The 12111-nt window shown below is 73.7% G+C and carries 8 protein-coding genes; 5 read left to right on the plus strand and 3 right to left on the minus strand.

Annotated features, from left to right (window positions below):
• Position 1: 1 nt before the first annotated feature.
• A complete protein-coding gene (locus FH715_RS18120) occupies positions 2 to 1795 on the minus strand; it encodes a bifunctional metallophosphatase/5'-nucleotidase (protein WP_139646573.1) in 1794 nt (597 codons plus the stop codon).
• Positions 1796 to 1954: 159 nt separating this feature from the next.
• On the opposite strand from FH715_RS18120, the gene mshD reads away from it, so the two are divergent.
• The 3 genes from mshD (at position 1955) to FH715_RS18135 (ending at position 6148) form a co-directional block, all read left to right on the plus strand.
• Positions 1955 to 2851 (plus strand): mycothiol synthase, encoded by an 897-nt coding sequence (mshD, locus tag FH715_RS18125; RefSeq protein WP_139646575.1) that lies wholly within the window; start codon positions 1955 to 1957, stop codon positions 2849 to 2851.
• A gap of 254 nt (positions 2852 to 3105) precedes the next feature.
• On the plus strand, positions 3106 to 5721 hold the full coding sequence (locus FH715_RS18130) for an RNA degradosome polyphosphate kinase (RefSeq protein WP_170184759.1): 2616 nt from the start codon (positions 3106 to 3108) through the stop codon (positions 5719 to 5721).
• 25 nt (positions 5722 to 5746) lie between these two features.
• Complete coding sequence (locus FH715_RS18135) at positions 5747 to 6148, plus strand: NUDIX hydrolase (protein WP_139646698.1); 402 nt, start codon at positions 5747 to 5749, stop codon at positions 6146 to 6148.
• Positions 6149 to 6401: 253 nt separating this feature from the next.
• Here FH715_RS18135 and FH715_RS18140 read toward each other — a convergent pair whose 3' ends face one another.
• A complete protein-coding gene (locus FH715_RS18140; RefSeq protein WP_139646579.1) occupies positions 6402 to 7187 on the minus strand; it encodes a class I SAM-dependent methyltransferase in 786 nt (261 codons plus the stop codon).
• 116 nt (positions 7188 to 7303) lie between these two features.
• Here FH715_RS18140 and mshA point away from each other — a divergent pair, with 116 nt between their 5' ends.
• Positions 7304 to 8563, plus strand: coding sequence for a D-inositol-3-phosphate glycosyltransferase (gene mshA / locus FH715_RS18145; protein ID WP_139646700.1), 1260 nt, complete (start codon positions 7304 to 7306; stop codon positions 8561 to 8563).
• Positions 8556 to 9086 (plus strand): type III secretion system chaperone family protein, encoded by a 531-nt coding sequence (locus FH715_RS18150; RefSeq protein ID WP_139646580.1) that lies wholly within the window; start codon positions 8556 to 8558, stop codon positions 9084 to 9086. The genes mshA and FH715_RS18150 overlap by 8 nt, the downstream gene beginning before the upstream one ends.
• A gap of 262 nt (positions 9087 to 9348) precedes the next feature.
• Here the strand turns inward: FH715_RS18150 and FH715_RS18155 are convergent, their stop codons facing one another.
• Entirely contained in the window at positions 9349 to 12048 is a 2700-nt protein-coding gene (locus FH715_RS18155; protein ID WP_342782178.1) for a SpoIIE family protein phosphatase, read from the minus strand.
• Positions 12049 to 12111: the final 63 nt, after the last annotated feature.

Here is a 12111-nt window from a genome sequence, read left to right on the forward strand (position 1 = left end):
GTCACTCCACGACGGTGATCCGGTCGGCGGCCGGCGGGTCGAGCGGGGCCTCGGCCGAGGAGTTGGCGGTCAGATAGTCCGCGAGGGCGGCCATGTCGTCCTCGCCTACCAGCGGGTTCGTCCCCTCGGCCAGCGTCGGGAGCCCGTCGCCGCCGCCCGCGAGGAACGAGTTGACCGCGACCCGGTAGGTGGCCGACGGGTCCAGCGGCTCACCGTTCACCGTCACCGAGTCGGCGACGATCCGGTCCGCGCCCGAGGCGGTGAGGTCCAGCGTGTAGGAGAAGCCGTCGGAGGGCTGGAGGATCTTCGGCGACGCCTCGTTCTCCCCGGAGACCTGCTCGGTCAGCACGGTCAGCAGCTGCTCGCCGGTGAGGTCGAGCAGGTTGACCGTGTTGGCGAACGGCTGCACCGTGAAGCCCTCGCCGTAGGTGACGACGCCGTCGCCCTCGTCGCCCGAGGCCGCGTAGGTGAGGTCGGCGCGCACGCCGCCCGGGTTCATCAGGGCCAGGTCGGTCGACTCGTCGAGGCTCAGCGCGTGCGCGAGCTGCGCGTCGGCGATCAGGTCGCCGGCGGGGAACTCGGGGGTGCCCGCGCCGCGGCCGGGGATGTCGGCCGAGATCCAGCCGATCGGCTCGTTGGCGATCGGGTCGGCCAACTCGCGCCAGAAGTCGAGCAGTTCGGTCATCTCGCTGACCGGCTCACGTTCCCGGTCGACCGCCACGTTGCTGCCGGTGACCGAGGTGCGCACGATGTCGCCCGAGCGGCGGTCGTAGGACATCGACAGCTCGGTGAAGAGCCGCCCGTTGGAGGCGGCGGAGGTCACCAGCCGGTCGTTGCCCTCCGGGTCGGGGACGGCGCAGACATAGGGCTGGTGGGTGTGGCCGGTGATCAGCGCGTCGACGCCGGCGTCCGTCCGTTCGGCGATCTCCACGATCGGGCCGGACAGGTCGCCGCCGTCGACGTCGCACTCGGCGTTGTACGCCTCGGCGGCCGGGTAGCCGCCCTCGTGGACCAGCGCGATCACCGCGTTCACACCCTGGCGCTCCAGCACCTCGGTGTAGTGGTTGATCGTCTCGACCTCGTCGAGGAACTCCAGGCCCTCGATGCCCTCCCGGGTGACGATGTCGGCGGTGCCCTCCAGCGTCACGCCGATGAAGCCGACCTTGACGCCCTTGAGGTTCTGCACCGCGTAGGGAGCCATCACCGGCTCGCCGGTGTCCTCGTCGACGACGTTGGCCGCGAGGTAGGGGAAGTCGGAGCCAGCGAACTCACGGTCGTCCGCGTAGCAACCGTCCTCCGGGTGGCAGCCGCCCTCCTGGAGGCGCGTCAACTCCGCGAAGCCCTCGTCGAACTCGTGGTTCCCGACCCCGGCGACATCCATGCCGAGACCGTTGAGCGCCTCGATCGTCGGCTCGTCGTGGAAGAGGCCGGAGAGCAGCGGGGTCGCGCCGACCAGGTCGCCGGCCGCCACGGTGACGGAACGGTGCTCGCCCTCCCGCGCCTCGTCCAGCGCGCCGGCCAGATACTCGACGCCCCCCGCCTCGATGGTCTCGGTGGTGCCGTCCTCGTGCTCGTGCAGCAGCTCGCCGTCGGAGCCGGTGGGCGGCTCCAGTGCGCCGTGCAGGTCGTTGAGGGCGAGCACCTGGAGATCGACGGTGGGCCCACCCCCGTGGTGCGGTCCGCCGCCGCGCTCCTCGGAGTCGGCGTGCGCGCCGGGCGCGGTGAGCGCCAACGCGCCGGCGGCGGCGACCGCGAGCGCGCTCCCGGCCAGTCTGTACCTGTGGCGTAGCTGCATGGCTGACGACGTCCCTCTCGGCGATCGTTCGCGACGGATCCGCGATGGTGGGGGCGGGATTCAGCCGCACCCTAGCGGTTACGCGCGTAGCACGTCAGCGCCGTACGTGTAACAACGAAGTGAAGGGAAAACCGCCGCGCGGGGCTTAGAGTCGCTGGCATGACCGAAGTCGTGGTGCGGGACGAGGTGTCGGGGAACGAACTGGCCCTGGTGGAACGGCTGATCGAGGAGGCGGCCCGGCGCGACGGGCAGCCGGCGGTCTCCGAACAGGGCCGGCTGCTGCTGCGCGGCGGCGCGCGGGACGGCGTGCGCCATCTGCTGCTGCGGGAGGGCGACGAGCTGCTCGGCTACGCCCAGTTGGACGGCACGGACACCGTGGAGCCGCCCTCCAGCGAGCTGGTCGTCGACCCGGCGCACCGGGGACGGCGGCTCGGGATGACCCTGGGGCAGGCGCTGTTGCGGGAGTCGGGCCACCGGCTGCGGCTCTGGGCACACGGCGCGCACCCGCCCGCGCGCCGGCTCGCGCGCCGGCTCGGCCTCACGGAGTTCCGCGAACTGCGCCAGCTGCGTCGGCCGTTGGCCGACCTCGACCTGCCGGACCCGGTGCTGCCCGAGAGCGTGACGGTCCGCGCGTTCGTCCCCGGCGCGGACGACGCCGCCTGGCTGGCGCTCAACGCGGCGGCGTTCGCCCACCACCCCGAGCAGGGCTCGTTGACCCAACGCGACCTGGACGCACGGAAGTCCGAGGAGTGGTTCGACCCCGCGGGCTTCTTCCTCGCCGAACGGGACGGGGCGCTGCTCGGCTTCCACTGGACCAAGGTGCACGCCGCCGAGCGGCTCGGCGAGGTCTATGTGCTCGGCGTCGCCCCCGAGGCCCAGGGCTCCGGCCTCGGCCGCGCGCTGACCACGGTCGGGCTGCGCCACCTCGCGGCGGACCGGGAGCTGCCGACGGCGATGCTCTACGTCGACGCGGACAACGCGGCGGCCGTCCGCGTCTACGAGTCCCTCGGCTTCCGCACGCACGAGACGGACGTGATGTACCGCACGGAGACCTAGCCGGTCGGGCTTTCGGGGAGCGACCACTCGCCTGTCTGGTTCGGGTTCGTTGTCGTGTGCGGCCCGTCACTCAGCATGCGCGCAGTTCCCCGCGCCCCCTGGTGATCCCGGGCGCGCGCTGTCAGCCGCCTGCGGGCGACCACTGCGGCCCCGGTGCTGAGCATGCGCGCGGTTCGCCGTGCCCCTTGGGGGGCTGTCGGTGGCGGCGGATGGCCAAGGGGTGGGGCAAGGGTCCACCGGGGTACTGTCCGAATATGAGTGGTGGTGGCAAACGGGAGGGGTACCTCTCGGAGGCGGACCGGCGGCGGCTGGCGCGTGCGGTGGTGCTCAAGGGCTGGTCGCTGCGGCGCGCCGCGGCCAAGTACGGCGTCTCGCCGCGCACCGTGAAGCGCTGGGCCGAGCACTACCGGCCGGAGCTGGACGGCGGCGCGGGTTCGCCCCCCGCGGGTAACCCGGGCGTCGTGTCCCGTTCGCCCGGATGGCGGGAGAATGGCGACATGACCTCCACCGCGCACAACGGGCGCACCGCCGTGGAAGCCGAGCGCACGCCCCCCGACGCGAGCCCCCACTCCGCGCTGCCCGACCAGCGGCTTCCGGACACCCCGGGAGCGGGGGAAGCCGAGGAGCACGGCGGGCTCCCCGCACCGGGAGAGCCGGGGAAGCCGGGAGAGCCGGGCGGGCTCGGAGAGCTGGGAGAGCTGGGCGACGGCGAGTCCCCCTCCGTGCTCGACGCGGAACTACTCGGCCGCGCCACCGCCGCCGCCACCGCCGAGCCGGTCGAGGAACCGGACGGCGCGCTGCCCCCGCTGCCGCAGGACCGGTTCCTCGACCGCGAGCGCAGCTGGCTGACGTTCAACGAGCGGGTCCTGGAACTGGCCGAGGACCCGAGTACCCCGCTGCTGGAGCGGGCCAACTTTCTGTCGATCTTCGCGAGCAACCTCGACGAGTTCTTCATGGTGCGCGTCGCCGGCCTCAAACGGCGGATCGCGACCGGCGTCGCCACCCGTTCCCTCACCGGCCGCCCGCCCCGCGAGGTGCTGGAAGACATCTGGGGCGTCGCCAGGGAGCAGCTGGCTCGGCAGGCCACCTGCTACCAGCGGGAGGTCAACCCGCTCCTCGCCGAGCAGGGCATCCACCTGCTGCGCTGGCCCGACCTCGCCGAGCACGAGCAGACCGCGCTGTTCTCGCTCTTCCGCAAGCGGATCTTCCCCGTGCTGACCCCGCTGGCGGTCGACCCGGCGCACCCGTTCCCCTACATATCCGGGCTCTCCCTCAACCTCGCCGTCGTGGTGCGCAACCCGGCCACCGGCCATCGGCACTTCGCCCGCGTGAAGGTCCCGCCGCTGCTCTCCCGCTTCCTTGAGGTCTCCCCACAGCGCTACGTCCCCGTCGAGGACGTCATAGCCGCCCATCTGGAGGAACTCTTCCCCGGGATGGAGGTCCTCGCCCACCACGTCTTCCGCGTCACCCGCAACGAGGACCTGGAGGTCGAGGAGGACGACGCGGAGAACCTGCTCCAGGCGTTGGAGAAGGAACTGCTGCGCCGCCGCTTCGGGCCGCCCGTGCGCCTGGAGGTGGAGGAGTCCATCGACTCCGAGGTGCTCGACCTGCTGGTGCGGGAGCTGAAGATCCGCCGCGAGGAGGTCATCGCCGTCCCCGGGCCGCTGGACCTGACGGGGCTCGGCTCGATCGCCCGGCTGGACCGGCCGGAGCTGAAGTACCCCAAGTTCGTCGCCGGCACCCACCGCGACCTCGCCGAGGTGGAGTCCGCCTCGGCCCCCGACGTCTTCGCCGCGCTGCGCGAGCGCGACGTGCTGCTGCACCACCCGTACGACTCGTTCTCCACCTCGGTCCAGCGCTTCCTCGAACAGGCGGCGGCCGACCCCGACGTGCTGGCCATCAAGCAGACGCTCTACCGCACCTCGGGCGACTCGCCCATCGTCGACGCACTGATCGACGCCGCCGAGTCCGGCAAGCAGGTGCTGGTGCTGGTCGAGATCAAGGCACGCTTCGACGAGCACGCCAACATCAAGTGGGCGCGCAAACTGGAGGAGGCCGGCTGCCACGTCGTGTGGGGGCTCGTCGGCCTGAAGACACACTGCAAGCTCTCCCTCGTGGTCCGCCAGGAAGGCGAGGAGCTGCGCCGCTACGCGCATGTCGGCACGGGGAACTACCACCCCAAGACGGCCAGGGTCTACGAGGACCTCGGGCTGCTCACCGCCGACCCGGACGTGGGCGCCGACCTCTCCGACCTGTTCAACCGGCTCTCCGGCTACTCCCGCAGGGACAACTACCGCCGGCTGCTGGTCGCGCCGCGCTCCCTGCGCGAGGGGCTGATCTCCCGGATCGGCCGCGAGATCGAGAACCACCGCGAGGGCCGCCCGGCCTGGGTGCGTTTCAAGTCCAACTCCATCGTCGACGAGGCCGTGATCGACGCCCTCTACCGCGCCTCCCAGGCCGGCGTCCCGGTCGACATCTGGGTGCGCGGGATCTGCGCGCTGCGCCCGGGAGTTCCGGGGCTGTCGGAGAACATCAGGGTCCGCAGCGTGCTGGGCCGCTTCCTTGAGCACTCGCGGGTCTACTCCTTCGCCAACGGCGGCGACCCCGAGGTGTGGCTGGGCAGCGCCGACCTGATGCACCGGAACCTGGACCGGCGGATCGAGGTGCTGGTGCGGGTCGCGGACCCGGCGCACCGTTCGACGTTGACCAGGCTGCTGGCCACCGGCACGTCCGACCGGACCGAGTCCTGGCACCTGCACTCGGACGGCCACTGGCGGCGGCACGCGACCGACTCGGTCGGGCAGCCGCTGCGGCGGGTGCAGGAGACGTTGATCGACGCACGGAGGAAGCGGCGTGGTGCGGGAAGCTGACGGCGCCCGCGAGGCGCCGGTGATCATGGCCGCCGGCTGCGTGCTGTGGCGGTCCGCGTCCGACGGCGGGATCGAGTTCGCGCTGGTGCACCGGCCGCGCTACGACGACTGGTCGCACCCGAAGGGGAAGCTCGACCCCGGCGAGACCGCCAGGGTGGCGGCGCGCCGCGAGGTGCTGGAGGAGACGGGGATGCGCTGCGAGCTGGGGCAGGCGTTGAGCACCCAGCGCTATCCCCTGCCGGGGGGGCTTCTGAAGCGGGTCGACTACTGGTTGGCGCGGGCGACGGGTGGGCGCTTCGTGCCCAACGAGGAGGTGGACGTGGTGCGTTGGCTCTCGGCCCCGGAGACGGCCGACCACCTGACCTACCCCCAGGACCGCGCGCTGCTGGTCGAGGCGGCGGGAGCCCTCCGCGCGGGCGGGGCGTAGTCCCGGCGGCGGCCCGTTCGGGGGCGCGGGGAACTGCGCGGTGCATTCGTGGCGGCGGTCGGACGACGACGGTGCCGTACCGGTCGGGTGGGTTGTCGGCTGCGGCCCGGTGTCGGGTTGCTCGCGCAGTTCCCCGCGCCCCCTTGATGGGCTGGCGCCGTCAGCCAGGGCGGGCCCCGGCCCCCTTGACGGGCTGGCGCCGTCAGCCAGGGCGGGCCCCGGCCCCTTTGACGGGCTGGCGTGGTCGGACCCGTCAGGCCGTCGCCGCGGGCGCCAGCGCCGGCCACGCCACCGTGACCTCGCCCTGGCGCCAGCGCCGCGGCCCGTCCGTCAGTGGCCAGTCCGCGCGCAGCGCGGCGACGGCGCGCAGCCACCGCTGCCGCACGCCCAGCGGCGCGTAGGCCGCCGCCGAGGCCCATGCCCGGTCGAAGTCGCGTAGGAAGGCGTGCACCGGCTCACCGGGCACGTTCCGGTGGATCAACGCCTTCGGCAGCCGTTCCGCGAGGTCGGACGGCGCGCCCAGCGACGCGAGCCGGGCCGCGAAGGTCACCGTGCGCGGCCCCTCCGGGCCCAGCGCCACCCACACCTGGCGGCGGCCGATCTCGTCGCAGGTGCCCTCGACCAGCAGCCCGTCCGGCGCCAGTCGGGAGCACAGCGTCGCCCACGCGCCGGCGACCCGCTCCTCGTCGTACTGGCGCAGCACGTTCGCCGCCCTGACCAGCGTGGGCCGTTCGCCGCCCGGCAGCGCCAGTTCGAAGCCGCCGTGCGTGAAGGCGAGCCCCGGTTCGGTCCAGGGGCGGGCGGCTGCGACCCGCTCGCGGTCGATCTCCACGCCGACCACCCGCACGTCGGGGCGGACCGCGCGCAGCCGGTGCAGCAGCTCGACCGCGGTCCAGGGCGCGGCGCCGAACCCGAGGTCGACGGCGAGCGGCCGGGCGGCCGAGCGGAGCGCGCGGCCGTGGGTGGCGGCGATCCAGCGGTCCATTCGCCGCAGCCTGTTCGGATGCGTCGTCCCCCTGGTCACCTGCCCCTCCGCCATGCGAGGGAGCGTAACCCGCGCGCGGGAACAGCCGCGCCCGTCGCACGGTTGTTTCGGGGAGGTCCGCCGCCACCTTCGTTCGAGGAGCCCCTGTGCCGCACATCCGCCGGGTAGCGATGTTCAGTGTGCACACGTCACCGCTCCACCAGCCGGGCACCGGGGACGCGGGCGGGATGAACGTGTACATCGTCGAGTTGGCCCGCCAGCTCGCCGCGCTCGGTACCGAGGTCGAGGTCTTCACCCGGGCCACCGAGGGCGGCCTCGAACCCTGTGTGGAGCTGGCCCCCGGCGTCCTGGTGCGGCACATCGACGCCGGCCCCTACGAGGGCCTGAGCAAGGAGGAGCTGCCGGCGCAGCTGTGCGCGTTCACCCACGGGGTGACCCAGGTCTGGGCGGCCAGGGCGCCCGGCTACTTCGACCTGGTGCACTCGCACTACTGGCTCTCCGGGCACGTCGGCTGGCTGGCAGCGGAACGCTGGGGCGTGCCGCTGGTGCACGCCATGCACACCATGGCCAAGGTGAAGAACGCGGCGCTCGCCACCGGCGACACGCCCGAGCCGGCCGCCAGGGAGATCGGCGAGACCCAGATCGTGCGCGCCGCCGACCGGCTGATCGCCAACACGGCGGAGGAGGCCGGGCAGTTGGTGCGCCACTACGACGCCGACCCGGCGCGCACCGCCGTCGTCCACCCCGGGGTCAACCTCGACGTCTTCCGTCCCGCCGACGGCCGGGCGGCGGCCCGCCGCCGGCTGGGGCTGCCGGAGGACGGCGTGGTGCTGCTCTTCGCCGGGCGCATCCAGCCGCTGAAGGGGCCGGACATCCTGCTGCACGCCGTGCGCGAGCTGGTCGACGGCGACCCGGGCCTGCGCGAACGGCTGGTGGTGCCGATCGTCGGCGGGCCCAGCGGTTCCGGCCTCGCCCGCCCCGAACGGTTGCAGAAGCTCGCGGTGCGGCTCGGCATCGCCGACCTGGTGCGGTTCCGGCCGCCGGTCGCCCAGGACCGGCTCGCCGACTGGTACCGGGCGGCGAGCGCGCTGGTGATGCCGTCCTACAGCGAGTCGTTCGGCCTGGTCGCCGCCGAGGCGCAGGCCTGCGGCACGCCGGTGGTGGCGGCGGCCGTCGGGGGGCTGCCGGTGATCGTGGGGGAGGGGGAGACGGGGTTCCTGATCGGCGGCCACGACCCGGCGGAGTTCGCCGGCGCGCTGCGCCGCTTCTGCGACCACCCAGGGCTCGTCGACCGGTTCGGCGAGGCGGCGCACCGGCGCGCGGCGCGGTTCGGCTGGGACACGGCGGCGCGGGAGACCCTTGAGGTGTACGGGGCCGCGCGCGAGGAACGGCGCTTCGCCGCGTCCGGCCTACGATCGGCGCATGGCTGACGCAGACCCCGGTACGACGCCCCAGGATCAGGACCAGGACCAGGGCCCGGCCCGCGTGATCGAGGAGGCGCTGCGCGACTCGGGCGCCGACTGGGAGAACCCGCACCCCGGCCACTACGTGGTCTCGCTGCCGGGCACCCGCAAGCTCTCCACCACCTGCTCCCTGGTGGTCGGGGAACACGCCCTGTCGGTCAACGCGTTCGTGGTGCGCCGCCCCGACGAGAACCACGAGGCGGTCTACCGCTGGCTGCTGGAGCGCAACACCCGGCTGTACGGGGTGGCGTTCGCCGTCGACCGGCTCGGCGACGTCTATCTGACGGGGCGGCTGCCGCTGGCGTCGATCACGCCGGTGGAGATCGACCGGCTGCTGGGGGTGGTGCTGGAGAACGCGGACGGCTCGTTCAACACGCTGCTGGAGCTGGGGTTCGCGTCGGCGATCCGCCGCGAGCACGCGTGGCGCGTGGCCCGCGGTGAGTCGACGCGCAACCTGGACGCCTTCCGCCACCTGACCGAGGGCCGGTAGCGACCGCCCGCCCGGGCAGCTCGGCACCGTCGTCGTCCTCCCCCCGCCACCCATGCACCGCGCAGTTCCCCGCGCTCCCCAACAGGCCGTCACCGGCCGAGGGTGAACCCGCACCAGACCGACCACGCCCACCCCCACCAGGGGCGCGAGGAACTGCGCGAGCAACCCACCACGGGGCCGCGGTCGACGACCCACCGCGACCACGACGCACCCACCACGACCACGACAAACCCGCCGCGACCACGACGCACCCGCCGTCGATTCACCCCGAAACCGCCGGAGGCAACCGCTGCTCGGCCCAGATGACCTTGCCGTCCCTGCTGTGCCGCGTTCCCCACCGGTGCGCGTAGTGGGAGACCAGGAAGAGCCCGCGCCCGCCCTCGTCCGTCGCCGCCGCGTTGCGGACGTGCGGCGAGGTGCCGCTGTGGTCCGACACCTCGCAGATCAGCGACCGGTCGCGCAGCAGCCGCACCCGGATCGGTCCGAGGCCGTGCCGCAGCGCGTTGGTCACCAGCTCCGTGACGATCAGCTCCGTGCCGAACGCGACCGGGTCCAGCCCCCAGTCGGCCATCGCCTCCGCGACCCTGGCCCGGCTGGCCGGGACGGCCGAGGAGTCCTCGGGGACCTCCCACTCGGCGACGCGGTCCGGCGCGAGCCTGCGCGTGCTGGCGATCAGCAGCGCCACGTCGTCCGTGGGGTGCTTCGGCAGCATCGCGGCGAGCACCGCGTCGCAGGCCGGCGACGGCGCCGCGGGCGCGGCGGCGAGGGCGCGGCCGAGACGCGCCAGCCCGTCGTCGATGTCGCGGTCCCGCGACTCGACCAGTCCGTCCGTGTAGAGCCCGATCCTGGTGCCCTCCGGCAGTTCGAGCGTGACGGTCTCGAACGGCATCCCGACTCCGACGCCGAGCGGCGGGTGGGCGGGCAGCTCGGCGAGTTCCACGGTGCCGTCGGGGTAGGCCAGCACCGGCGGCAGGTGCCCGGCGCGGCCCAGGACGCAGCGGCCGTCGACCGGGTCGTAGATCGCGTACAGGCAGGTGGCGCCGGTCAGCGGGCCCGTCGGGTTGAGGCCGCCGTTCTCCTCGCTGCGTTCGGCCAGCTCGTCGAGGCGTCCCAGCAGGTCCTCGGCCGTCAGGTCGAGCGCGGCGAAGTTGTGCACCGCCCCGCGCAGCAGCCCCATCGTGACGGCCGCGTGCAGCCCGTGGCCGACGATGTCGCCGACGACGAGCGCGACCCGAGCGCCGGAGAGCGGGATCACGTCGAAGAAGTCCCCGCCGACGCCGGCCTGCGCCGGCAGGTAGCGGGAGGCGGCGACGACGGCCGACTGCGGCGGCACCTCGGTGGGCAGCAGGCTGCGCTGGAGCGCCTCCGTCATGTCGTGTTCCCTGGTGTAGCGGCGCGCGTTCTCCACGCAGACGGCGGTCCGCGCGGCCAGCTCCTCCGCCAGCGACAGGTCGTCCATGTCGAACGGTTCGGGCCGGTCGGGCCCGCGCCAGAAGCCGGCGAGGCCGACGACCACGCCGCGCGACACCAGCGGCGCGGTGATCAACGAGTGCAGCCCGGCGTCCAGCATCCGTCGCGCGAAGGTGTCGTCGCCGCGGTGCCACCACTCCTCGGCCGCCAGGTCGGCGGTGAGCACGGGCCGGCCGGCCAGCAGCTCGGCGACCTGCGGCGTTCCGCCCTCCAGCCGGAACGCGGTGCCCGCCGGGTGCAGCGGCGCGGCCGGCCCGGCCGGGCCGACGGCGGCCCGCCGGACGCGTTCCTCGGCGCCGACGGCCTCCTCGCCGCGCAGCACCGCCTCGGCGAGGTCCACGCTGACGAGGTCGGCGAAGTCGGGTGCCGCCACCTCGGTGAGTTCCTCGGCGGTCCGGCGCACGTCCAGCGTGGTGCCGATGGCGACGCTGGCGCGGTAGAGCAGCGCCAGCCGGCGCTGGGCGGCCTCCGCCTGCCCGCTGAGCACCCGCATCTCGGTGGTGTCGCGCAGCGTGGTGACGGTGCCGGGGCGTTCGCCGCCGTCGTGGATCAGCCGGTGGTTGACGGTGATCAGCCGGTCGCCCCAGAGGTGCACCTCGTCGGTCACCTCCCGGTCGGAGGCCAGCAGCCGCACCGTTCTGCGGTCCAGTCCCAGCTCGTCCACGCGTCGCCCGGTCGCGTCGGGCCCGAGCCGGAGGAGCCGTTCCGCCTCCTCGTTCACCAGCGTCAGCCGCTGCCCGGTGTCCAGGATCAGCACGCCCTCGCGCACCGCGTGCAGCACCGCGTCGTGGTGCTCGTACATGCGGGTGATCTCGGCCGGGCCCAGGCCCCTGGTCTGCCGCAGCAGGCGCCGGCTGACGAGTGCCGTTCCGCCGGTGACGAGCGCGACGGCGAGGAGCGCCGAGCCGACGGCCAGCGGCAGCTCGTCGGAGATCAGCAGGTTGACGGTCCTGACGGTGACGCCGGCGCTGACCATGCCGACGGTCTCGCCGTTCTCGTCCTCGACGGGAACGGTGGCCTGGTGCAGCGGGCCGAGCGTGCCCTCCAGCGACTCGGTGACGGTCTCCCCGGCGCGGACCGGGTCGAGGCTGCCGACGAACTTCTTGCCGATCCGGTCGGTCTTGGGGTGGGTGTAGCGGACGCCCTCGTAGTCGAGCACCACGATGAAGTCGACGTCGGAGCCCTTTCGCGCGGCCTCGGCGCGCGGCTGGAGCAGCCGGGTGGGGTCGTCGGACTCCAGGGCCTCGACCATGCCGGGGCCGTTGGCGAACGACTCGGCGGCGCTGAGGCTGCGCTGGACGGCGGCCCGCGTCTTGTCGCCGCGGGACTGGAGGATCAGCGCGGTCACGGCGGACGTGGCCAGCAGCAGGACGATGACCAGCTGGATGAGGAACATCTGCCCGACCACGCTGCGCCCGCTGAGCACCGTCCCGAAGGCCCGCCCGCGCGCCCGGCGGAGCCCGTCGAGGACGGAACGGAGGATTGCCCGCATTTTTCCACTCTGCACCAGGCGGCGTCCGGGGGCCGGGTTTCCGTCTCCGGGGGCTCGTCTACG

This window comes from Streptomyces sedi, assembly GCF_006335015.1.
Taxonomy (GTDB): Bacteria; Actinomycetota; Actinomycetes; order Streptomycetales; family Streptomycetaceae; genus Streptomyces; species Streptomyces sedi.